At 65.4% G+C, this 21,178-nt stretch carries 20 protein-coding genes and 2 tRNA genes; 13 read left to right on the top strand and 9 right to left on the bottom strand.

What is annotated here, in order from left to right; translation table 11 throughout:
• The first annotated feature begins 115 nt into the window (after nucleotides 1-115).
• Complete coding sequence (locus F6X39_RS13020; RefSeq protein WP_187616906.1) at nucleotides 116-1,336, top strand: CaiB/BaiF CoA transferase family protein; 1,221 nt, start codon at nucleotides 116-118, stop codon at nucleotides 1,334-1,336.
• Between the two features lie 18 nt (nucleotides 1,337-1,354).
• Here F6X39_RS13020 and F6X39_RS13025 read toward each other — a convergent pair whose 3' ends face one another.
• Both F6X39_RS13025 and ggt read right to left on the bottom strand, forming a co-directional pair.
• Nucleotides 1,355-1,915 carry an RBBP9/YdeN family alpha/beta hydrolase gene (locus F6X39_RS13025; RefSeq protein ID WP_187616907.1) on the bottom strand — a complete coding sequence of 187 codons (561 nt, stop codon included), beginning with the start codon at nucleotides 1,913-1,915 and terminating at the stop codon, nucleotides 1,355-1,357.
• 55 nt (nucleotides 1,916-1,970) lie between these two features.
• Nucleotides 1,971-3,767, bottom strand: a complete 1,797-nt coding sequence (gene ggt / locus F6X39_RS13030) for a gamma-glutamyltransferase (RefSeq protein ID WP_187616908.1) — start codon at nucleotides 3,765-3,767, stop codon at nucleotides 1,971-1,973.
• Between the two features lie 349 nt (nucleotides 3,768-4,116).
• On the opposite strand from ggt, the gene F6X39_RS13035 reads away from it, so the two are divergent.
• The gene (locus F6X39_RS13035) at nucleotides 4,117-5,826 is read left to right on the top strand and encodes a glutamine--tRNA ligase/YqeY domain fusion protein (RefSeq protein WP_187616909.1); all 1,710 of its coding nucleotides are present in this window, start codon (nucleotides 4,117-4,119) and stop codon (nucleotides 5,824-5,826) included.
• Between the two features lie 201 nt (nucleotides 5,827-6,027).
• Entirely contained in the window at nucleotides 6,028-6,921 is an 894-nt protein-coding gene (locus tag F6X39_RS13040; RefSeq protein ID WP_187616973.1) for a transporter substrate-binding domain-containing protein, read from the top strand.
• Between the two features lie 16 nt (nucleotides 6,922-6,937).
• On the opposite strand, the gene F6X39_RS13045 is transcribed toward F6X39_RS13040, so the two are convergent.
• The 5 genes from F6X39_RS13045 to F6X39_RS13065 all read right to left on the bottom strand — a co-directional run bounded on the left by F6X39_RS13045 (nucleotide 6,938) and on the right by F6X39_RS13065 (nucleotide 10,714).
• Nucleotides 6,938-7,387 carry an NUDIX hydrolase gene (locus tag F6X39_RS13045; RefSeq protein ID WP_184028381.1) on the bottom strand — a complete coding sequence of 150 codons (450 nt, stop codon included), beginning with the start codon at nucleotides 7,385-7,387 and terminating at the stop codon, nucleotides 6,938-6,940.
• Nucleotides 7,388-7,433: 46 nt separating this feature from the next.
• Nucleotides 7,434-7,817 (bottom strand): hypothetical protein, encoded by a 384-nt coding sequence (locus F6X39_RS13050; protein WP_184071694.1) that lies wholly within the window; start codon nucleotides 7,815-7,817, stop codon nucleotides 7,434-7,436.
• A 114-nt stretch (nucleotides 7,818-7,931) separates the two neighbouring features.
• On the bottom strand, nucleotides 7,932-9,497 hold the full coding sequence (locus F6X39_RS13055; RefSeq protein ID WP_187616910.1) for a methyl-accepting chemotaxis protein: 1,566 nt from the start codon (nucleotides 9,495-9,497) through the stop codon (nucleotides 7,932-7,934).
• A gap of 190 nt (nucleotides 9,498-9,687) precedes the next feature.
• Nucleotides 9,688-9,764: transfer RNA gene (locus F6X39_RS13060), tRNA-Arg, on the bottom strand.
• A gap of 119 nt (nucleotides 9,765-9,883) precedes the next feature.
• A complete protein-coding gene (locus tag F6X39_RS13065; RefSeq protein ID WP_187616911.1) occupies nucleotides 9,884-10,714 on the bottom strand; it encodes an undecaprenyl-diphosphate phosphatase in 831 nt (276 codons plus the stop codon).
• A 586-nt stretch (nucleotides 10,715-11,300) separates the two neighbouring features.
• Between F6X39_RS13065 and F6X39_RS13070 the strand changes: the two genes are divergently transcribed.
• The 5 genes from F6X39_RS13070 (at nucleotide 11,301) to F6X39_RS13090 (ending at nucleotide 16,198) form a co-directional block, all read left to right on the top strand.
• Complete coding sequence (locus tag F6X39_RS13070; protein WP_187616912.1) at nucleotides 11,301-12,209, top strand: aldose epimerase; 909 nt, start codon at nucleotides 11,301-11,303, stop codon at nucleotides 12,207-12,209.
• Nucleotides 12,210-12,361: 152 nt separating this feature from the next.
• Nucleotides 12,362-13,084 (top strand): peptidoglycan DD-metalloendopeptidase family protein, encoded by a 723-nt coding sequence (locus tag F6X39_RS13075; RefSeq protein WP_187616913.1) that lies wholly within the window; start codon nucleotides 12,362-12,364, stop codon nucleotides 13,082-13,084.
• A 94-nt stretch (nucleotides 13,085-13,178) separates the two neighbouring features.
• Nucleotides 13,179-13,505, top strand: a complete 327-nt coding sequence (locus tag F6X39_RS13080) for a hypothetical protein (RefSeq protein ID WP_018433468.1) — start codon at nucleotides 13,179-13,181, stop codon at nucleotides 13,503-13,505.
• Between the two features lie 990 nt (nucleotides 13,506-14,495).
• Complete coding sequence (locus F6X39_RS13085; protein ID WP_090801091.1) at nucleotides 14,496-14,804, top strand: DUF2288 domain-containing protein; 309 nt, start codon at nucleotides 14,496-14,498, stop codon at nucleotides 14,802-14,804.
• Nucleotides 14,805-14,830: 26 nt separating this feature from the next.
• Nucleotides 14,831-16,198: an MATE family efflux transporter gene (locus F6X39_RS13090; RefSeq protein WP_187616974.1), complete on the top strand. Its 1,368-nt coding sequence runs from the start codon at nucleotides 14,831-14,833 to the stop codon at nucleotides 16,196-16,198.
• A 212-nt stretch (nucleotides 16,199-16,410) separates the two neighbouring features.
• Here the strand turns inward: F6X39_RS13090 and F6X39_RS13095 are convergent, their stop codons facing one another.
• The gene (locus tag F6X39_RS13095) at nucleotides 16,411-16,578 is read right to left on the bottom strand and encodes a hypothetical protein (protein ID WP_167368601.1); all 168 of its coding nucleotides are present in this window, start codon (nucleotides 16,576-16,578) and stop codon (nucleotides 16,411-16,413) included.
• A 178-nt stretch (nucleotides 16,579-16,756) separates the two neighbouring features.
• On the opposite strand from F6X39_RS13095, the gene F6X39_RS13100 reads away from it, so the two are divergent.
• From F6X39_RS13100 to F6X39_RS13120, 5 genes are all read left to right on the top strand, one after another.
• A complete protein-coding gene (locus F6X39_RS13100; RefSeq protein WP_018421224.1) occupies nucleotides 16,757-16,933 on the top strand; it encodes a hypothetical protein in 177 nt (58 codons plus the stop codon).
• A 384-nt stretch (nucleotides 16,934-17,317) separates the two neighbouring features.
• On the top strand, nucleotides 17,318-17,476 hold the full coding sequence (locus F6X39_RS13105; protein WP_090801093.1) for a DUF3309 family protein: 159 nt from the start codon (nucleotides 17,318-17,320) through the stop codon (nucleotides 17,474-17,476).
• A gap of 110 nt (nucleotides 17,477-17,586) precedes the next feature.
• Nucleotides 17,587-17,663: transfer RNA gene (locus tag F6X39_RS13110), tRNA-Pro, on the top strand.
• A 212-nt stretch (nucleotides 17,664-17,875) separates the two neighbouring features.
• Nucleotides 17,876-18,334 (top strand): SixA phosphatase family protein, encoded by a 459-nt coding sequence (locus F6X39_RS13115; protein WP_018421227.1) that lies wholly within the window; start codon nucleotides 17,876-17,878, stop codon nucleotides 18,332-18,334.
• A gap of 155 nt (nucleotides 18,335-18,489) precedes the next feature.
• A complete protein-coding gene (locus F6X39_RS13120) occupies nucleotides 18,490-19,302 on the top strand; it encodes a GNAT family N-acetyltransferase (RefSeq protein WP_184028352.1) in 813 nt (270 codons plus the stop codon).
• Nucleotides 19,303-19,395: 93 nt separating this feature from the next.
• On the opposite strand, the gene ppx is transcribed toward F6X39_RS13120, so the two are convergent.
• Nucleotides 19,396-21,048, bottom strand: a complete 1,653-nt coding sequence (ppx, locus tag F6X39_RS13125; RefSeq protein WP_187616914.1) for an exopolyphosphatase — start codon at nucleotides 21,046-21,048, stop codon at nucleotides 19,396-19,398.
• Nucleotides 21,049-21,178 lie beyond the last annotated feature (130 nt).

Here is a 21,178-nt window from a genome sequence, read left to right on the forward strand (position 1 = left end):
GGCTGACTGCGCCCGCGAGCGCGAATCGCTTAAGATGACTTCCGCGAAACTACGCGCGAAATAACGCATGGCAACTCGCCGCGCGGCCTGCAACCATCAGGAGACATTCAGGAACATGGGCGCTCTCAGTCACATCCGCGTGCTGGATCTCACCCGCGTGCTCGCGGGTCCGTGGTGCACGCAGACGCTCGCCGATTTCGGCGCCGACGTCATCAAGATCGAACGCCCCGAGGTCGGCGACGACACGCGCCACTGGGGACCTCCCTATCTGAAAACGCCGGACGGCGCGGACACGCGCGAGGCCGCCTACTATCTCGCGGCGAACCGCAACAAGCGCTCGGTCACGCTCGACATCGCGTCGCCCGAGGGTCAGCGGATCGTGCGCGAACTGGCCGCGCAAAGCGACGTCGTGCTCGAGAACTACAAGGTCGGCCAGTTGAAGAAGTACGGCCTCGACTATGACTCGCTCAAAGAGGTCAAGCCCGACCTGATCTACTGCTCGGTCACGGGCTTCGGGCAGACCGGCCCGTATGCGCAGCGCGCCGGTTACGACTTCATCGTGCAGGGGATCGGCGGCTTCATGAGCATCACCGGCGAGCGTGACGGTCAGCCGGGCGGCGGCCCGCAGAAGGCCGGCGTCGCGATCGCCGACCTGATGACCGGCATGTACTCGACCATCGCGGTGCTGACCGCGCTCACGCACCGCGACCGCACGGGCGTTGGCCAATACATCGACATGGCGCTGCTCGACGTGCAGGTCGCGATGCTCGCCAACATGAACTCGAACTACCTCGCGAGCGGCCAGCCGCCGGCGCGCTGGGGCAATGCGCATCCGAACATCGTGCCCTACCAGACCTTCCAGACCAGCGACGGCTGGATCATCGTCGCGGTCGGCAACGACGGACAGTTCCGCAAGTTCGTCGAAGTGGGCGGCCGCCCGGAACTCGCCGACGACGAGCGTTTCGCAACCAACCCCGCGCGCGTGCGCAACCGCGAACTGCTCGTGCCGATGCTCGCGGACATGGTCCGCCTGCAGGGCAAGCAGCAATGGATCGCGGCGCTCGAAGCGGCCGGCGTGCCGTGCGGGCCGATCAACAACCTCGACGAAGTGTTCGACAACGAGCAGGTGGTCGCGCGCGGTCTGCAGGTCGATCTGCCGCATCCGTCGGGCGGCACGGTCAAGCTCGTGCGCAATCCGATCACCATGACCGGCACGCCGCCGCAGGCGCTGAGCCATCCGCCGCTGCTCGGCGAGCATACCGAGCGGGTGCTGAGCGACGTGCTCGGATACGACGCGCAGACGATTGCCGAGTTGAAGCGCAAAGCGGTGATCTGATCGAGGAGGCGGCGAGACTCAGCGCATCGCCGTTAGCGAAGCCAGCCAGCCCCGCCCCTCGTCCCAATCGTCGAGACCGCTGTCGGCGTTGATGTGGCCGCGCGCGCCGATCCCGATCCAGCGGCTGCCCCACGCGTTCGCGCAGGTTCGTGAAAACGGCACGCCGCCATAAGGATCGTCGCTGCTCGCCACCACGATCGTCGCAAACGGCAGGCGGGTGAGCGGCACCGGCGCAAAGCCGCCCGCGTCCCTCGGGAAGTGCGCTTCGTCCGGATCGGGCACGGCGACCAGCAGCGCGCCGGCCACCTTCGCGAGCTGCGCCGCGCTTGCGCACTGCGAGGCCCAGAACGCCGTGGTCAGACAGCCGAGGCTGTGAGCGGCGAACACGACCGGCGCGTCCACGGCGTCAAGCGCGGCGGCAAGAGTACGGCACCAGGCGTCGCGCGAAGGGTGGTCCCAGTCCGGCATCTGCACGCGGACGACCGCGGGATCGAGCGCTTCCCAGCGCGTTTGCCAGTGGCCTGGGCCGGAGTCCAGATAGCCCGGCAGTACGAGTGTGGTTGGTTGGTGTTCGCTCATCGTGCTTCCCCGTGTTCGGCTTATCGCCCGCTCGCGCGATAGCGCGGCGGGCCGTCTACCGTATCACGCGTGCCACGCCGCCACCACGGGGATCGCTCGCGGGCTCGGGTGTCGTGCCGTCCACGCGGATCATCTGCACGTCGCCGTTGAACGACTGCTGCTCGACCGTAAAGCCGAGCGCCTTCAATTGCGTGGCGAGCTCATCCGGCGCGGGACGATACGGCTCGAAGTAGACCGTCTTTTGCGGCAGCAGTTGATGATGGAAACGCATCGCGGCGAGCGCGTCCGTCGGTGACATGTCGAAGTCGTACAGATTCGTCATCACCTGGAAGATCGTCGTCAGGATGCGAGAGCCGCCGGGCGTGCCGATCGCTAGCGCGATCTTGCCGTCCTTCAGCAGCAGCGTAGGCATCATCGACGAAATCGGGCGGCGGCCCGGCGCGATCGCATCCGGCTCGGCATCGGCGGCGCCGGGTGTCGACGCCGCGCCCGTCGCGCCAGCGACGGCTGGCTTGATCACGAAATCGTCCATCGCATCGTTCAGCAGGAACCCGCCGCCGTCCACCACGACGCCCGAGCCGAAATCGCCGTTCAGCGTGTAGGTGTTCGACACCGCGTTGCCCCATTTGTCGACCACCGAGAAATGCGTGGTTTGCGCCTTCTCCGTCGCCGCGCCGCCGTCGACACCGGGTTTCACCGTCGCGGCGGCCGGCGCTTCGTCGGCTTTGACTTCGGCCGCGCGCTGCGCGAGGTAGGCGTCGTCGATCAGCTTCGCGACCGGCACCGGCGATGCGTCCGGATCGCCGATATGGCGCTGCCGGTCCGCGAACACGCGATCCTCGATCTGCGCGATCAGATGGATGTACGGCGCTGAATTCAACGCAAGGCCGTCGAACGCCGGCTGCAGATCGGCCCGCATCTTCAGCATCTGGATCAGCCCGAGGCCGCCCGAGCTCGGCGGCGGCGCGGTGATCACGCGGTAGCCGTGCCAGTCGGCCGCGAGCGGCTCGCGCCACAGAGCCTTGTACTGGCTCAGATCCTGGCTCGTGATCAGGCCGTGGCCGTACATCTGCGCGGCGATCATTTGAGCGGTGCGGCCCTCGTAAAACTCGCGGCCGCCGTCGCTCGCGATCCGCCCCAGCGTCTGCGCGAGTTCCGGTTGGCGCAGCATCGCGCCCGCCTTCAGGTTCGCGAAGTAGGCGTCGAAATTGGTTTTGCCGGCGAAACTCTTCGCGGCCGCGTCGCGTCGCTGCTGCAGCCGCGGGTCGACCTGGAAGCCGTCGGTCGCGTAATGGATCGCGGGCGCGAGCACCTGCTTCCATTTGAGCTTGCCGAAGCGCCGCTGCGCTTCCCACATGCCATCGACAGTGCCCGGCACGGCCGCCGCGCGATGCCCGACCGTGCTCATGCCCGGCGCCACGTTGCCCTTGTCGTCGAGGTACATGTCGCGGGTCGCCTGCTGCGGCGCGCGCTCGCGATAGTCGAGAAAATACGGCTTGCCGTCGACCAGCAGCGTCATGAAACCGCCGCCGCCGAGGTTGCCCGCATCGGGCCGCGTGACGGCGAGCGTGAAGGCCATCGCGACCGCGGCATCGACCGCGTTGCCGCCTGCGGCGAAGATCTGCTGCGCGGTGTCAGCGCTGTAGCTATCCGGCGCGGCGACTGCCGACGCATCGAGCGCCGGCTTCGGCGCCGGTGTTTTCGCGGCGGCGGACAGCGGCGCGGCCACGTTCACGGCAAGCGCGGCAAACCAGGCCGAAGCGAGCACACGACGGTTACGGCAAGAAAATCGGGCGCTAGCCAAAGCGCGGGCAAAGGGCGCGCGAAACGCGCCGTGCGTCGGGACAGACATCCGAGAAAACTCCGGCAACGAGGCGAGCATGGCGCACGAGCAGCGGAGCCTCGTGCAGCAAGATGAAGGACAGCGTGGACGGCTCGGGCAAGCCCGCCCGCGCGAAGGCCCAGCACAGGCGCGCGGGCCGCGCGCAGCAGCGCATCCTAAGTCGGCGCGGCGCGCGTCGCCAACCCGTTTTACCTCCTGTTACAGCCCCGCGCGCCGGCTTTCCTGACTCCGGCAGCCGCGCCAAACCCACTGCGCCGTTGGCTGCGCGCCGCAACCACCTGCCGCGAACGGGCTCGTCAGGTAGAATTGACGGCTACACGGGCGCATTGCGCGCCCCCATGGACTCTCATCTTCTCGCATGAATACCGAACGCAACGACGCGCCCGCGGCATCCAATTTCATCCGCAACATCATCGACGACGACAACCGCACCGGCAAATGGAGCCAGCGCGTCGAAACGCGCTTCCCGCCGGAGCCGAACGGCTATCTGCACATCGGTCACGCAAAGAGCATCTGCCTGAACTTCGGCGTCGCGCGCAGCTACGGCGGCGTGTGCCATCTGCGCTTCGACGACACCAATCCGGAGAAGGAAAGCGTCGAGTACGTCGAGTCGATCATCGACTCGGTGCGCTGGCTCGGCTTCGAATGGGAAAAGGACCGCACCGAGCATCTGTACTTCGCGAGCGACTACTACGACAAGCTGTACGAGTTCGCGGAGCTGCTGATCCAGCGCGGCAAGGCTTACGTGGATAGCCAGTCGGCCGAGGAAATCCGCGCGAACCGCGGCTCGGCCGCCGAAGTCGGCACGCCGTCGCGCTTCCGCGAGCGTTCGGTCGCGGAAAACCTCGACCTGTTCCGCCGCATGAAGGCGGGCGAGTTCAAGGAAGGCGAGCACGTGCTGCGCGCGAAGATCGACATGTCGTCGCCGAACTTCAACATGCGCGACCCGGTCATCTATCGCATCCGCTTCGCGCATCACTACCGTACCGGCGACACCTGGTGCGTGTACCCGATGTACGACTACACGCACTGCATCTCGGACGCGCTCGAAAACATCACGCATTCGCTGTGCACGCTCGAATTCGAAGACCATCGGCCGCTGTACGACTGGATCCTGAACGAACTCGCCGAGGCCGGTGTCTTCGGGCGTCCGCTGCCGCAGCAAATCGAGTTTTCGCGCCTGAACCTGACCTATGCGATCACCAGCAAGCGCAAGCTGCTGCAACTCGTCAACGAAGGCCATGTGGAAGGCTGGGACGACCCACGCATGCCGACCATCGTCGGCCTGCGCCGGCGTGGCTTCACGCCCGAGTCGATCCAGCTGTTCTGCGAGCGCATCGGCGTGACCAAGGTCGACTCGTGGATCGACATGAGCGTGTTCGAAGGCGCGCTGCGCGACGATCTCGACGAGAAGGCGCCGCGCATCGCCGCCGTGCTCGATCCGGTCAAGCTGATCATCGACAACTTCCCCGAACGCCTCACCGAGCCGTGCCACGCACCGGTGCATCCGCATCATCCGGAACAGGGCATGCGCGAGTTTCCGATTTCGCGCGAGCTGTGGATCGAGCGCGAGGACTTCACGCAGACGCCGCCGAAGGGCTACTTCCGCCTGTTCCCGGGCAACAAGGTGCGGCTGCGCTACGGCTACGTGGTCGAATGCACGCACGCGGACAAGGACGAAAACGGCAATATCGTCGCGGTGCACTGCAACTACTTCCCGGACAGCAAATCGGGCACCGAAGGCGCGAACAATTACAAGGTCAAGGGCAACATCCACTGGGTCAGCGCGGCGGCCGCATGCCCGGCCGAAGTGCGCATCTACGACCGGCTGTTCAAGGAACCGCAACCGGACGCCGGCGGCCGCGACTTCCTCGAAGCGCTGAATCCGGACTCGAAACGCGTGGTCCAGGCCTACCTCGAAACCGGCGCGCGCCATGCGCTGCCGGAGCAGCGCTACCAGTTCGAGCGCCACGGCTACTTCGTCGCCGACCGCGTCGATTCGAAGCCGGGTAAGCCCGTATTCAACCGCATCGTCAGTCTGCGCGACAGTTGGGGCAAGCCGGCCTGAGCCCGCGCCAGCGAGGGCCCGGCGTTGCGGGCCCATCCGGGTTGCCGGATGTTTCGATCGACACTCACTGCGCGCTCGCCCGAGCGCGCCGGTCCGGGAGGTCCGATGAAGGTTGCAGACCGCCACGGGGAAGGGTCTGAAGGCAGGGTTCGCGTCGCACGGAGCGCGTGCGGCTCACGCTTCCCGCGTCTGCTGCGCGGCATGCACAGCGTGCTGCTTACGCTGGCCGCCTGCGGCGTGCTCGCGTTCACCGGCCCCGCCCGCGCGGATGAACTGACCGGCACGCTGAGAAAGATCCACGACGACGGCGTCGTCATGCTCGGCGTGCGAGAGGCGTCGATCCCGTTCTCGTACTTCGACGGCAAGCGCACGGTCGGCTACTCGCAGGCGATCGCGATGCAGATCGTCGATGAAATCAGGAAAACGCTCGGCATGGCGCAACTGCGGGTTCACGAAGTCACGGTCACGTCGTCGAACCGCATGCCGATGCTGCTGAACAACCAGATCGATCTCGAATGCGGCTCGACCACGCACACGGTCGAGCGCGAAAACGTCGCCGCGTTTTCAGACAGCTTTTTCCAGTACGCGGTGCGCATGATCACGCGCAGGAACAGCGGCATCACCGATTTCCCCGATCTGGCCGGCAAGCCGGTCGTGACGACCGCCGGCACGTCCGACGAGCGCCTGCTGCGCAGCCTCAACACCGACAAGCAGCTGAACATGCGCATCATGAGCGTGCGCGACCATCAGGACGCCTTCAACAAGATGAAGGACGGTCACGCGGTGGCGTTCGTGATGGACGAGCCGATCGTCTACGGTTTCAAGGCGACCGACCCGCATCCCGACGATTTCATCGTGACGGGCACGCCGCTTGGCTACGAGGTTTATGCGTGCATGTTCCGCAAGGGCGACGAGCCGTTCCGCGCGCTCGTGAATCGCGTGATCGTGCGCTCGCAGACGTCCGGCGACGCCGAGCGTCTGTATCGGCAGTGGTTCACGCAGCCGATTCCGCCGCATGGCATCAACGTCAATTTCCCGCTGTCGGAGCAGAACCGCGCGTTGTTCGCGCATCCGAACGACCACGCGCTCGATTGAAGGCGGCGTGCGCCGTCTATAGCGACCGGTGCAACTCCGTGAGCGACAGCGTCGTCTCGAAGAGCCGCGTCAGACTACGGCTCGCATAGCGCGGCACCTCTTCGATCGACGCCCAGCGGTAATCATCCATTTCGGGGATCAGCGTGCCGTCCGAGCGGCGCGGAAACAGCGACGTGCAGGTGCACGTGCTCAGATCGAGCTCGCCGGCACCCGCGCGGGCCGCGAACAGATGCAGGTCCTTGTCGCGCCGGTAGACGAACAAGCCGAGATCCTTCAGCCGATCGGCCTCGAGCGCGATGCCGGTTTCCTCGACCATCTCGCGCAGCGCCGTCACGTGCGGCGCCTCGCCGTCCTCGCCCTGGCCTTTCGGGATGTCCCAGTGCGTCGTTTCGGTGGCATGCGCGAGCAGCACGCGTCCGTCGGGATCGAGCAGCACGATCCCGCACGAGACGATTCGCGGGCTCATCGCGCAGCCTCACTGCATCCACCTCTCGCGCCGCGCTCACGCATGCTCAACGCTTCTGCAGCTGCCAGGCGCCACCTTCCTTGCAGAAGTTCGGACGCAGGTTCATCGATTGCCCTTTCGCATTGAGTACGACCCCGAGGGTGCGGCACGTGCGTGCGCCTTCGGTCGAGGTGCTGTCCATCGAGATGGTCGCGTCGATCTTCACGCTATTGCCGGTGCCGTCGTTGACCCACGTGAAGCTCTCGCCGTCCTTCCTGTCATTGAGCGCGCTCATGACCGCATGCTTGATCGAGTCGTTGTCACGCTGTCTCATATAGGTGATCGGCGTGTCGCCCAGAAAGCCGAGGTTCGCCGCTTGCGCGCCGATCGCCGCGCCGAGCAGGAGGCTCGCGGCACTGAGGTGGAACAGCACACGGGTTCGCGTCGACATGTAGGACTCTCCTCGAAGTGTGCACGGCGCGCACGGGCGCACGGCGGCTTTTGATCCTGACCTCAAAAGCATAGCATGCACACTTCGGCAGGCAGCGCGCCATCGACGCGGCCATCAACGCGCGGCGGCCGTCCCCTGCAGGCGGAACGCGTTGACGACGTCGCGCAGCATCTGCGCCTGCTCCTGCATCGACTGCGCGGCGGCCGCCGCCTGTTCGACCATCGCCGCGTTCTGCTGGGTGGTCTCGTCCATCTGCGCAATCGCGAGATTGACCTGCTCGATGCCGCGGCTCTGCTCGTCGGACGCGGCGGAAATCTCGCTGATGATGTCGGTCACACGCTTCACCGCATCGACGAGCGACTCCATCGTGCCGCCCGCCTTCTCGACGAGCGTCTTGCCGCTGCCGACGCGCGCGACCGAATCCTCGATCAACGTCTTGATCTCCTTGGCCGCGTCGGCGCTGCGGCGCGCGAGGTTGCGCACCTCGCCCGCGACGACCGCGAAGCCGCGGCCCTCCTCGCCGGCGCGCGCGGCTTCGACGGCCGCGTTCAGCGCGAGGATGTTGGTCTGAAACGCGATGCTTTCGATCACGCCGATGATATCGACCACCCGCGCCGAGCTCGCCGCGATGCTCTGCATGTTCGCGACGACGTGCTGCACGGCCTCGCCGCCCTCGCCCGCGAGCTGCGACGCCGAGCGCGCCATGCGATTGGCCTGCAGCGCGTTGTCGGCGTTCTGCTTGACGGTCGCCGTCAGCTGCTCCATGCTCGCGGCCGTTTCGCCGAGCGACGACGCCTGCTGTTCCGTTCGCGCCGACAGATCGAGATTGCCCGCGGCGATCTCTTCGGCCGCGACCGTGATCGTTTCGGTGCCGCCGCGAATGCGCCGGATCGCGTCGGCGAGGCGGCTTTGCATGCGCTGCATCGCGAACAGCATGCTTTCCTGATCGTCGCCGGCCAGCGTGACCGGGCACGACAGATCGCCGTCGGCGATCGTCTCCGCGACGCTCGCCGCATAGGCGGGCTCGCCGCCGAGACTGCGCTTCACGTTGCGGATGATCAGCACGAGCGCGACGGTGCTGAAGCTGCCGATCACCAGGATCGTCAGCAGATAGCGCAGCAGGTCGGCGCGGAACGCCGCGTCGATGTCGTTGACGTAGACACCCGAAATCAGAAACCAGTCCCACGCGGCAAAGCGCTTGACGAAGCTGATCTTCGGCACGCGCTCGTTGTTGCCGGCGAGGCGGCCCATGTAATCGACGAAGCCCTGCCCGTGCGCCTGCGCGACCTTGACCATTTCGACGAACAGCAGCTTGCCGTCGCTGTCCGCGTAGTGCGACACGTCCTTGTTGCGCAGATCGGCGAGCATCGGATGCATGATCACGACCGGCGTGGCAGTCGACACGATCATGTAGCCGCTGCCGGGGTAGCGCATCGCGGAGAGCCGCGCCAGCGCCTGCTGCCGCGCCTGTTCGGGCGTCAGCTCGTGCTGGTCGGCGCGCTGCGCGTAGTCGGCGACGATGCCGTACGCGCTTTCCACGACGTTCTGCACCGCCGACTTGCGCTCGGCCAGCATCGTCGCGCGCGACTGCCATGCGGCCCAGCCGCCGAGGCCGAGCAGGCCGAGCCACGTAATCAGCAGCGCGAGCCAGAGTTTGGTGTTGAGGCTAAGTCGGTTCACGCTGATTCCTCCATCGCGGTGCGTCACACGGTTCTGTTGAATTAACGGCGCCGCGCGCGATTTCCTGAGTCGGGAAACACCCGAAGCGAGCCGTACGAACACGCGACAGCCTGGCAGCCACCGGGCGCGCAACATTGCACAAAAACAAAAAAGGGTTACAGGCGCGAAACCTGTAACCCTTCGATGATTCTGGTACGGCAGGAGGGGCTCGAACCCCCGACCCTCGGCTTAGAAGGCCGATGCTCTATCCAGCTGAGCTACTGCCGTATGGATCGATATCTGCATGAAACCGGCACTCGCGGCGAGCCGCCCGAATTCCCACAAACTAAAATTCTAACTGACCTGCAACCAACCGGGCCCGGATTATAACCGATCGCCCGGCGCGCTCAGACCGGCTGCGGATGCAGCATGAACCAGCCGAGGAACAGGATCCCCGCGATCGCGCAGTACGCGCCGAACGACGCGAGACGTCCGCGGCCTTCGAAATAGCGCATCAGGAAACGCACGCTCAGGTACGCTGCGATCGCGGTCAGCACGCCGCCGAGCACCGCGTCGGCAAGCTGGCTCGGCGCGTGAAGCAGCTTCGGCAGTTCGAGTACGCCAGCCGCGAAAATGATCGGCGTGCCGAGCAAGAACGAAAACTCGGCGGCTTTCTCGGTGGTGAGGCCGGCCGCATTGCCGGCGATCATCGTCAGGCCACTGCGCGAGAAGCCCGGAATCAGCGCGCCGATCTGCGCGAGGCCGACGAAGAACGCCTGGCGGAACGTCAGCTTTTCCGGCGGTTGATGCGCGCGCGCGCGTTGCAGACGATCGCCGAACCACAGCAGCGCGCCATTCACGATCAACGCAATCGCGACGATCCGCAAATCATGAAAAAGCGCCTCGAGGCGCTTTTCCAGCACGAGACCGACAAGGCCCGCCGGAATCGTACCGATGATCAGCGCCCACATCATGTGACCGTCGTCGTTGCGGCGGCCGCCGAGCGACGCGAAGAAACCGCGCACCAGCGCGTACCAGCGCGCGCGGAAGTACCACAGCAGCGCGAACGCGGTGCCGAGATGCAGGGCGACGAGGAACGGCAGCAGTTGCGGCGCATGCTTGTCGATATGCATGTCGAACAGGGCTGGCACGAGCAGCGTGTGGCCAAGGCTGCTCACCGGAAACAGTTCGGTAACGCCTTGCAGCACGCTCAGAAAAATGAGAAACGACAGGTTCACGCGGCGGTCCTTGTAAGCAAAGTGTCGGGAACTGCGCGCCGCACAAAAGGGGGAGCCGGCGCGTCAAAGGCGCACCGATTATGCCTGGCTGCACACCCAGCGCCAAGCGGTTAGGCCACATTCGGAGAGATATTGACGCGCCGCGTCACAACTCGACACCGTTGTTACGCGAGAGCAAGAAAGCGGGCGGCGGATTCGTCGCGCGCGTGCTGCGAAAGCAGGGAATGAAACCAGCGGATCAGCGCTTGAGAGAGTGGAAGAAATAGTACGTGCTGGCGGTGAATATTCCGAATAAGCCCACCGCCATTGCCATTGCGAGATCCATGATGCCTCCTGAGCCGATTCGCCCGGGAGTCGGATGGACCGGACGCTCCGACGGATTATCAATAGGATTCGCCCTTTTCCGACACCCGCAATTTCCCGGGAAGGGTTTCCCCGTAGCGCAAAGCAGCGCAAAATCGCGGTTTCGCCGCGCGAGACGCTGTCGCCGCGAATGGCGCAAAACGCCGCTTCGATGCAGATGCAACGGCCGACCCACGCGGCCGCTTTGCGCGACCCTCAACCTCTATCTGGCTAGCTATTGACCATGCCCCTCTCCCCGGAACAGGACATTCTCGAGATCGCCCAGGACGCCTCGGTGCTCCGTTTTTCGCCGCAAGCCGGCGGCCGTCTGCTGTCGTGGACGATCGACGGCGAAGAGGTGATTCACTGGCCCGAGCACGCCGACTGGAGCGTGCCCGCGCGGATTCGCGGCGGCAATCCGCTGCTGTTTCCATTTCTCGGCCGTCATCGCGTCGACGGCAAGATCGGCTATTGGCGTGACGCGCGGGGCACCGTGCGCGAGCTGCCGATGCACGGCTTCGCGCGCGACCTGCCGTTCGAGCCTCACGCCGACGTGCATGGCGCCGGCCTGCGGATGGTTCTGACCGACAGTGAAGCGACCCGCGGCTCCTATCCGTTCGGCTTCCGCTTCGAGGCCGCCTACGAGCTCATCGATCCGCGCACGCTCGACGTGACGCTGACCACCACCAATACCGGCGACGCGCGCCTGCCTTACTACGCCGGCCATCACTTCTACTTCACGCTGCCGCACACGCAGCGCGCGCAAACGATGATCGAACTGCCGCGCACCGAGCGGTGCCGTCAGCTCGAGGACGGCTCGATCAGCCCCGCCGAGCCGGGCGAAGCGAGCTACACGCTCGACGAAGACCGGATCTACGATCGCTTCCATTGCCTGACCGGCACGCCCGATCGACCGGTGAGGGTCGAGGCGCCGGGCATCGATCGCGTGATCACGATCGATCTGCAGCGGCCCGGCTCGGTGCCCTGGTACGCGGTGACGACGTGGACTGAAACGCCGCAGTCGGACTTTTACTGCGTGGAGCCGTGGCTGGGGTTGCCCGATGCGATCCACAACGGCCGAGGTTTGCGCTGGCTCGAGCCGGGACAAACCGAAACGGCGGCACTGCGCATTACCGTCGAGAAGACCAGCTGATACGCCGGCGCCGGCGGCGAGCCGCTCGAAGCGGCGCCCGCCACTTCGCCCCCCTCGCCGGGGGGCGCAACACAAAACCGTTAGAATCGAACGCTTTGTCTGTCTATCCCGCGTGATCGGGATCAGCGCGCGGCAGTGCTTTGCGAGGTCCAATGCTGGAAACAACAAGAATCAAACGACTCGGCTGCGCGGCATTGCTCGCGCTGCTCACCGCGTGCGGGTCGGCGCCGGTGGGGCCGGGCTACTACCGGGTCGAACGGGGCGACACGCTGTCGAAAATCGCGCGCGGCAACCGGCAATCGGTGCAGAACATCGCACGCTGGAACAACCTGACCAATCCCGACCGCATCGAGGTCGGCCAGGTGCTGCGCGTCGCGCCGCCAGGCGGCGCGGCGTCGACGAGTGGCGCGATCCGCAGCGGCGGTGGCGATAGCAGCAGTGGCAGCGCGAGCGTGGCGGTCGCGCCGCGTCCTGCGCCCGCGGACACTGCGCCGGCGACCGCGCCCGCGCCGATCTCGCTGGTATGGCCGGCCGACGGTACGGTGTTCCGCCGTTTCGACGGCGGCAACTCGAAGGGTATCGATATTGCCGCGGCGGCCGGCACGCCCATCGTCGCGGCGGCGCCTGGCACCGTCGTCTATGCGGGCAACGGTCTGCGCGGCTACGGCAATCTGCTGATCCTCAAGCACAACGCCGACTATCTGACCGCTTACGCGCATAACCGCGCGCTGTTGGTGAAGGAAGGCGAATCGGTCAAGCGCGGCCAGAAAATCGCCGAAATGGGCGACACCGATACCGATCGCGTGATGCTGCATTTCGAACTGCGCTACCAGGGCCGCTCGATCGATCCGTCGAAAGAACTGCCACCGCGCTAGGCGGCGGGCGCGGGAACCCGCCGTGCTATAAACGCTCAATTCGAAGCGGCGTGGCTGCGCGCCACGCCCTTCCGTTATTCGCAAGGAATCTGAAATGAAAAGCCCATTGGCGCGCGTCGCGACGGCTGCAACGATCAGTCTTGGCCTCCTGACGCTCGGCGGCCTCGGCGGCTGCTCGACCACGACCACGATGACCTATCTGCCGAGCGGCGACACCGGCTTCGCGATCAACTGCAGCGGCAGCGATGCCAGCACGAGCTGGGCCGAGTGCTACAAGCGCGCGGGCGAAACCTGCGGCAACTACGGGTACGACGTGGTTTCGAAAGACGTCGACAACGGCGCGACGTCGGGCGGCACGATCGGTGGGATTTTCGGCGCGAATGTGAAAAACCGTTCGATGGTCATCCGCTGCAAGCAGTAAAAGGCAGCGCGCCGTGCGGCACGCACGGCCGCCGAGCGTCACCGCTTAGCGGCGTCGCCAGCGCCCGGAGCGCGGATCGATGCGCGCGGCGAAGCGCACCAGCAACGCGAGCGCGATTAGCCACACGCCGACAAAAATGATCACCCCAGTCATGAGTCTCGCGCCGAAAAAAATAATCCGCCATCATCGGCCGCACATGTGAATTCGCGGTGAAGATCGCTGCGGCAGGTTAAACATCCGCGTAAATCCATTAAAAAAAAAGCCCGGCACGAGGCCGGGCTAACGGGGGTTCGGCGCATATCGGCAAAGGACCGGTTCACCATGCGCCAGAACGAAATCTAACAATCCGCATTTCCAAGCGCAATGGATTAATTTTGCAGCCAATGTTACACGGCGTACGGATTCCGCAATCCGTGAATCGGAAATGTCGGAATCAGACCGGCTTAATGCGCCGCAGCTGGGATACTCCACACGCCAAATCATTCAAACCAGGAATGTCGGAGTATCGCACCGGCTAATGCTCCCGGGCTATCGGCGGAAAGTCCCGCCAAACCAGCAGAGGAAAGACGTCTGGCCGAATAACACTAACTCATCCGGCAATAACGCCGCTTTCGCTTGCGAATATTAACTTGGTGCGGAAACGCACGTAACGCATCGATTAGTCGCGGAAACGCCTTCCGAATAAGCGTCGATACTTCTTCACAACAAATTCGCGAATAGTGAAATATTTAACATTGACAATTCCGCCGACAATATTGAAACCGCATTCAAACTCGTTTCAGTTTTGAATATTCGGACGATTAATAGCCGGTGCTGATAGGCGGCACGCCTCGTGTGCCGCCGTCGTTGAATCCGCCGGCATCCAGGTTCAGAATCCGATTCAGTCCGCGCTGCGTAAAAGGCCGTCCGGCGCGTTGCGCAAGGCCGCCACGCGGCCCGCCGGTCCTTGCCAATAGTTTATAGTGACGGCCCCGTCCGACCCTGTCCACGATGACTTCCAACGACGCCTCCCAAAGCCCCCTTTATGCGAAGCTGCTCGGCGAAACCGCCAAGATCGGCTGGAGCGAACTCGAACGTTTCTTTGCGCGCGGCATACTGCTGCACGTCGCGCGCGACCTCGATCTCGTGAGCGTCGCCGAAGCGATCGCCAACGACGACACCACCCGGGTCGCCCAATGGTTGTCCTCCGGCCTCGTCGTGCGCGTGCAGTCGGAGACGGCCGCCGATTTCGCCGCGCGCGACCCCGAGTTGTGGGCCGTCGTCGTCTCTCCTTGGGTGTGCGTGCAGGAGCGCTCTTGAACGACGCGAGGACGCCCGATGCCGGTATGCCCCCCGCCGCGCGATCCGAAACCGCCGCACACCCAGCCAGCGCGCCCGCGCTGCCGGTGTGCTGGCATCGCCGGGTGCTCGCGCTCGCGTTGCCGATCGTCCTCGCGAATCTGACGCAACCGATCCTCGGCGCGGTCGACACCGCCGTCGCTGGTCATCTGGACAGCGCCTCTTACCTCGGCGGCGTCGCGCTCGGCGGGCTCTTCTTCAACTTCGTGTTCTGGGGCTTCGGCTTCCTGCGCATGGGCACGACCGGCCTCGTCGCGCAGGCGCACGGCGCGGGCCGCAGCGACGAGTTGCGCAACACCGTCGTGCGCGCACTGCTGATGGCGGCCGCGATCGGCGCGCTGGTGCTGCTCGTGCAGCAACCGCTGATCGACTATGCGCTGCGGGCGATCGGCGGCAGCGACGCCGTGCAGCGGCACGCGCAGGCTTATTGCCACGCGCGCGTCTGGGCCGCGCCGCTCGCGCTCGGCAACTACGTGATACTCGGCTGGCTGCTCGGCACGCAGCAGGTGCGGCTTGCATTGCTGTCGCAGGTCTTCATCAACAGCGTGAACATCGCCGCGGTGCTGCTGTACGTGTACGCGTTTCATTGGGGCGTGGCCGGCATCGGCGCGGCTACCGCGACCGCCGACGCGCTCGGCTTCGTGCTCGGGCTCGCCCTGCTATGGCACGGCAGGCCGCGCGGCCTGCCCGCGCTGAATCGCGCCGCCTTGTTCGACGCCGCCGCGCTGAAGCGGCTCGTCGTGCTCAATCGCGACATCTTCGTGCGCACGCTGTGCCTGCTGTCGTCGTTCGGCTGGTTCGCGCATCTCGGCGCGCGGCAAGGCGACGCGACGCTCGCCGCGAACGCATTGCTACTCAATTTCCAGACCTTCATGGCGTACGGGCTCGACGGTTTCGCGCACGCGGCCGAGGCGCTGGTCGGCGCGGCGATCGGTGCGCGCGATCGTCACGCGTTCGCGCAGGCAGTCAAGGTCACCGCGCTGTGGTCGGCGCTCGGCGCGATCGGCTTCTCGTGCGTGTACTGGGGCGCGGGCGCGTGGATCATCGAGCGGCTGACCGATCAGGCCGCCGTGCGTGCCGCGGCCGAAACCTATCTGCCGTGGGCGGCGCTGTCGCCGGTCATTTCGGTGTGGGGCTTCCTGCTCGACGGCGTGTTCATCGGCGCGACGCGAACGCGCGAGCTGATGATGTCGATGGTGGTGTCGCTTGCGGTGTTCGTGGCAGCGTCGTCGGCATTGCTCGCGTGGCACGGCAATCACGGGCTGTGGATCGCGCTGCTGATCTTCATGGCCACGCGTGGCGCAACGCTCGCGCGTTACCTGCCGGGCGTGTCGCCGGGGATTGCGGCCGCCTAGCGCGGTGCGCTGGGCACCGTTGGCATTCGGCGGACGACAGACCGTTACGGCTTGAAACAAGCGCATACCTATCGCATAACGAGCGCGTTCTGGAATGCTCTCAGCCCGTGCTCTCCGCGCGAACAGTCGGCGCGGGTCAGAAGTGCCGGCGTGCCCGCGCCGGTGCTTCGCTTTCCCCGCCCTTTCCCGATCGTTTTCGCTTCAACGAGCGCTCACTGTGCGACGGGCGCGGGCACCATCGCCGGCGGCCGATCGTCGGTGGGCACGCCGTGGTAGTCGGCGGGATCATGTGGTGGGCTGCCGCGATGCGCGGACGGATTGTCCGCACAGCCGGCGACGCCGGCGCACAACAGCAAGGCAAGAGTCAGAACGCGGGTCATTTTGCAATCGTCTCCGGGACAAAGCGATGGCGGACGTCCGCCGGCGCGCCGAGAGTCTAACCGCAAAGCGCGTTCGGCGACGCCATCACACACCTTGAGCGTCGCTCGTTCCATTTCGTGAGATTTCGCCGGACCTGCGCTACTATGGGTTCATGGCTGAACCTACCGGGAGACTGCCATGGACGGTGAATCGATCGCGGGCCTGATCGGGCTCGCAATAGGCCTGATCGTGCTGGTGGCGTTGTCGATTTTCGAATCGCGGGCCTACCGGCGTGAACACGATGGCGAGGGCATGCTGCACCACTGGACGCATCAGCATCTACATATGCCGCATTGGAGGCGTCCAAGGCATTGATGCGGGTGATCTTCGACTCTGACCGAATGACCTCTGGCCGCGGCACCGGCATGTCACGGTGCCTCAGTCGTGCGTCCGCTCGATGACGCGTTGACCGGCGTTGCGGCGCCTGCGCGCATCGAGGTCCGCTGGACGTGCGCAACGCCTTTCCGGTTCTTTGGGCATACCTACATCGAACGACGACGCTTCATGCGTCGCTCTCTCCTTCTGCGCTTTCGTCCAAGGCCTCACTGCATCGAGCTTGACGGGTGATGGGCACATGCCTTGCTGGTTCCGATCCAGCAACAGACGCGCGACACGCGCGTCTGCTGTCGCGGCGCGCGCGCCAAACCAGCGTGAAGATGCGGCCAGCGATTTCGCGGCCCCCTCAAAAAGGAGAACGCCATGACCGTCGGAACCATCCTGCTAATCGTGCTCATCCTGCTGCTGATCGGCGCGTTGCCAAGCTGGCCGTATAGCAGCGGCTGGGGCTATCGGCCGACTGGACTGGTCGGCGTCGTGCTGATCATCGTGATCGTTCTGCTGTTGATGGGGCGTATATAGCCCACCGCGAGGCCGGCGCGAGCCCGCTACGGTGAACGTCGTTGCCCGTGCGGTTGGTGCCGCCAAGGGATTGACGCTCCTGCCCGCACCCCCTATAATCCCGGATTCGTCGGAGCGTAGCGCAGCCTGGTAGCGCATCTGATTTGGGATCAGAGGGTCGTAGGTTCGAATCCTATCGCTCCGACCACGAAAAGCAGGTCGAAACCCGCGAAGCCTCCGGCTTCGCGGGTTTTTGCTTTTTTGGCTCGCGTTCACGTGGACGCCGACAGCCGACCCGTCAGGCACTCGCCTTGCAAATCATCACCTGCGCATGCGACAGTGCTCGAGGCAGGTACCTCGCCGCGAAGACGCGCAAGCCCGCCGCAACGCCATCCCAAGCCGCTCAAAAAGGAGACTCCCATGGACCTGATCCTCTGGCGTCACGCCGAAGCAGAAGATGTCGCCGCGAGCGATCTCTCCCGCGCGCTCACCACGCGCGGCCGCAAGCAGGCGCAGAACGCCGCGAAATGGCTGCGCGCCCGTTTGCCCGACGACGCGGTCATACTCGCGAGCCCCGCCGTGCGCACCATCCAGACCGCCGAGACATTGAGCGACCAGTACCGCGTCGTGCGCGAACTCGCGCCGAACGCGAGCGCGAACGACGTCCTGGAAGCGGCTGGCTGGCCCGGCGGCATCGCGCAAACCGTGGTGATCGTCGGCCATCAACCGACGCTCGGCCACGTCGCCGCGCAACTGCTCGGCGACAGCCGCGCGAGCTGGCCACTGAAAAAAGCCGGCATCTGGTGGATCGAGAGCCGCGAGCGCAACGGCGAAGATGAGGCGGTGTTGCGCGCCGCCATCAGCCCCGATCTGATCTAAGCGCGCGTGTCGCGCGACACCTCCGACATTACAGGCACCCACGCGAGGGCTTACGGGCAGTCATCCAATCGTCACGGCTTTGCCATGCGAGCGTCACCGCGCGTTACTACATTGGCGAAAAAAGAAATCCTCACTCTTTTCGACCAGGACAGCCAATGCGAGAACTGCCGACGCCCACCCTGCCCTTCGCCTCGCTTTTCGAACCGCGCCGTCTGCCGCGCGCCGAGGAAACGGTCACCGCGCAGCATCGCCTGCAAGTGTCGTGGGCGCGTACCGACGAAGAGCTGCGTGAAGCGCAGCGTCTACGCTATCGCGTCTTCGCCGACGAAATGGGCGCACGCCTCAGCGGCCCCGCGGGCCTCGACGTCGATGCCTTCGATTCGTACTGCGACCATTTGCTGGTACGCGATCTCGACACGTTGAAAGTAGTCGGCACGTATCGCGCTCTGCCGCCGCATCAGGCCGCGCGCATCGGCCGTCTATATGCGGAAAGCGAGTTCGACGTGTCGCGTCTCACGCATCTGCGCGCGAAGATGGTCGAGGTCGGCCGCTCGTGCGTGCATCCGGACTATCGCAGCGGCTCGGTGATCATGTCGCTATGGGCTGGGCTCGCCGCGTACATGAAGCACAACGGCTACGAGACGATGCTCGGCTGCGCGAGCGTCGCGATGGCCGACGGCGGCCACTATGCGGCGAACCTGTATTGCTCGCTGCGCGACAACGCACTGACCGCGCCCGAATATCGCGCGTTCCCGCATACGCCGCTGCCGGTCGACGAACTGCAGACGGGTGCCGCCGTCGCGCCGCCCCCGCTCGTGAAGGGCTACTTGCGTCTCGGCGCGAAGATTTGCGGCGCACCGGCGTGGGACCCCGACTTCAATACCGCGGATTTCCTGACGCTGTTCCGTCTGTCCGATATCAACGCGCGCTATGCGCGGCACTTCCTCGGCGATGCGTTGCCGCGATAAGAGGCGCCGAGATACGAAAAAGCCCTGCATTTGCAGGGCTTTTTTTGTTCGTGCACACGCCGCGAATCGACGCGTGCGTCGATCCGCATCGCGTCAATCGTCCGTATAAACGACCCGGTACGGAATCCCGACTTTCTCCCACTCCGCCGCCTCCTGGATCAGGCTGTAATCCGTCAACGGATTGTTGGCGACCCACTCGTTCGGCAAACGCACCTCGTAACCGCCGTTCGCCTGGGCAACCGTGATGCCCGGCAGGCCGACGTCCGCGCGTCGACGGCACAGCAACGCCGCGAGCCGCAGACAGAACAGCAGCGGCCATTCGACGTCGCGCGTCTGCGACAGCTTGCCGAGCTTGCCCGCGTGGCCGAGCACGAGCGCGGCGAGGCGCGCCTGGTCGGTACGCGAAAAGCCCGGCATGTCGGCATTGCTCGCGATATAAGCCGAGTGTTTGTGATACGCGCTATGCGAGATCGACAGCCCGATTTCGTGTAGCGACGCCGCCCAGCCGATGAACATGCGGTTTTCCGCGCGGCGTTCCTCGTCCGGTTCGACGAACTGGTCGTAGAAGCTCGTCGACAGATCGCCGATGCGCCCCGCCTGCGGGCGATCGACGCCATAGCGGCGCATGAAGCCCCCGACCGTCACCGTACGCATGTCCTCGTGCTGCGAACGGCCGAGCAGGTCGTACATGACGCCGAGGCGCAGCGCGCCGTCGGTGGTGTCGACATAGTCGACGCCCAGTTCGTCGAACACCGCGATCATGATCGACAGCCCGCCCGCGAGCACCGGCACGCGGTCGCTCTTCAGCGCAATCAGTTTCAGCCGGTTGACGTTTTCGGCCTTGATCAGCGCGCGCTTGAGCCGCTCGAGGCCGCCGCGCGAAATGCCGTGGGTGACGCCCGCATCGTTGAAATTGTTCGCCTCGACCAGTTCGGCGAGAGCGCGCGCGGTGCCCGACGAGCCGATCGCCTGCTCCCAGCCGGTCTTCTTGTATTCGGCGGAAATGATCTGGATTTCGCGGCGCGCGGCGAGCTCGGCCTGGCGCATCGTGTACTCGTCGACGTTCCCGGCCGGGAAAAACGCGCGGCTATGGCTCACGCAGCCGATATACAAGCTCTCCATCATGATCGGCGTGTAGTGCGAGCCGATGATGAATTCCGTCGAGCCACCGCCGATATCGACGACGAGCCGCTTGCCCGCGCTCGCCGGCACCGAGTGCGCGGCGCCCGCATAAATCAGGCGCGCTTCCTCGCGCCCGGCGATCACTTCGATCGGAAAACCGAGCGCGGCCTGCGCTTCGCCGAGAAATTCGCTCGCATTCTTCGCGATGCGCAGCGTATTGGTCGCGACCGCGCGCACGTGGTCCGGATGAAAATCGCGCAACCGCTCGCCGAAGCGCTTCAGCGCATCCCAGCCACGCACCTGCGATGCGCGATCGAGCATCTTGTCGCTCGATAGCCCGGCCGCGAGCCGCACCGGCTCGCGCAAGGCGTCGACCTGATAGATCTGGCTGCCCGCGTCGGTTTCCTCGACCCGGCCCACGATGAGCCGGAAGCTGTTCGAACCGAGATCGACGGCGGCGAGGAGATGAGGAAGATTGACCATCGGGTAAGCGTACTCCATGCGCGCGAGCGCCGCGGCTGCGGCCGAGGGCGTGACGGCGGACTCCGGCAGCGCCACGCGCCTGCCCGGCGCCTTCGGCGCATGGTGCGCGTCGCGGCCAGCCGCACTGTTCAAAGACGCCATTCTAAGCGTAGCAGCCTTCACGGTGTCACCTCGCGGCGCAGGGAGTTCGGTATCGTCGCATAGGTAGCGCGTCATATTGACGACAGACGACGATTGCGGCATAAAATGTTAAAAACATCGCCGATGTCAT

It is taken from the genome of Paraburkholderia sp. UCT2 (assembly GCF_014397665.1).
In the GTDB taxonomy this organism is placed as follows: Bacteria; Pseudomonadota; Gammaproteobacteria; order Burkholderiales; family Burkholderiaceae; genus Paraburkholderia; species Paraburkholderia tuberum.

What these genes read in the sequence shown, in the direction of transcription:
- F6X39_RS13020 (WP_187616906.1), top strand. Translation starts at nt 116, where the DNA reads ATGGGCGCTCTCAGTCACATCCGCGTGCTGGATCTCACCCGCGTGCTC.
- F6X39_RS13025 (WP_187616907.1), bottom strand. Translation starts at nt 1,915, where the DNA reads ATGAGCGAACACCAACCAACCACACTCGTACTGCCGGGCTATCTGGAC.
- ggt (WP_187616908.1), bottom strand. Translation starts at nt 3,767, where the DNA reads ATGTCTGTCCCGACGCACGGCGCGTTTCGCGCGCCCTTTGCCCGCGCT.
- F6X39_RS13035 (WP_187616909.1), top strand. Translation starts at nt 4,117, where the DNA reads ATGAATACCGAACGCAACGACGCGCCCGCGGCATCCAATTTCATCCGC.
- F6X39_RS13040 (WP_187616973.1), top strand. Translation starts at nt 6,028, where the DNA reads ATGCACAGCGTGCTGCTTACGCTGGCCGCCTGCGGCGTGCTCGCGTTC.
- F6X39_RS13045 (WP_184028381.1), bottom strand. Translation starts at nt 7,387, where the DNA reads ATGAGCCCGCGAATCGTCTCGTGCGGGATCGTGCTGCTCGATCCCGAC.
- F6X39_RS13050 (WP_184071694.1), bottom strand. Translation starts at nt 7,817, where the DNA reads ATGTCGACGCGAACCCGTGTGCTGTTCCACCTCAGTGCCGCGAGCCTC.
- F6X39_RS13070 (WP_187616912.1), top strand. Translation starts at nt 11,301, where the DNA reads ATGCCCCTCTCCCCGGAACAGGACATTCTCGAGATCGCCCAGGACGCC.
- F6X39_RS13075 (WP_187616913.1), top strand. Translation starts at nt 12,362, where the DNA reads ATGCTGGAAACAACAAGAATCAAACGACTCGGCTGCGCGGCATTGCTC.
- F6X39_RS13080 (WP_018433468.1), top strand. Translation starts at nt 13,179, where the DNA reads ATGAAAAGCCCATTGGCGCGCGTCGCGACGGCTGCAACGATCAGTCTT.
- F6X39_RS13085 (WP_090801091.1), top strand. Translation starts at nt 14,496, where the DNA reads ATGACTTCCAACGACGCCTCCCAAAGCCCCCTTTATGCGAAGCTGCTC.
- F6X39_RS13090 (WP_187616974.1), top strand. Translation starts at nt 14,831, where the DNA reads ATGCCCCCCGCCGCGCGATCCGAAACCGCCGCACACCCAGCCAGCGCG.
- F6X39_RS13095 (WP_167368601.1), bottom strand. Translation starts at nt 16,578, where the DNA reads ATGACCCGCGTTCTGACTCTTGCCTTGCTGTTGTGCGCCGGCGTCGCC.
- F6X39_RS13100 (WP_018421224.1), top strand. Translation starts at nt 16,757, where the DNA reads ATGGACGGTGAATCGATCGCGGGCCTGATCGGGCTCGCAATAGGCCTG.
- F6X39_RS13105 (WP_090801093.1), top strand. Translation starts at nt 17,318, where the DNA reads ATGACCGTCGGAACCATCCTGCTAATCGTGCTCATCCTGCTGCTGATC.
- F6X39_RS13115 (WP_018421227.1), top strand. Translation starts at nt 17,876, where the DNA reads ATGGACCTGATCCTCTGGCGTCACGCCGAAGCAGAAGATGTCGCCGCG.
- F6X39_RS13120 (WP_184028352.1), top strand. Translation starts at nt 18,490, where the DNA reads ATGCGAGAACTGCCGACGCCCACCCTGCCCTTCGCCTCGCTTTTCGAA.
- ppx (WP_187616914.1), bottom strand. Translation starts at nt 21,048, where the DNA reads ATGGCGTCTTTGAACAGTGCGGCTGGCCGCGACGCGCACCATGCGCCG.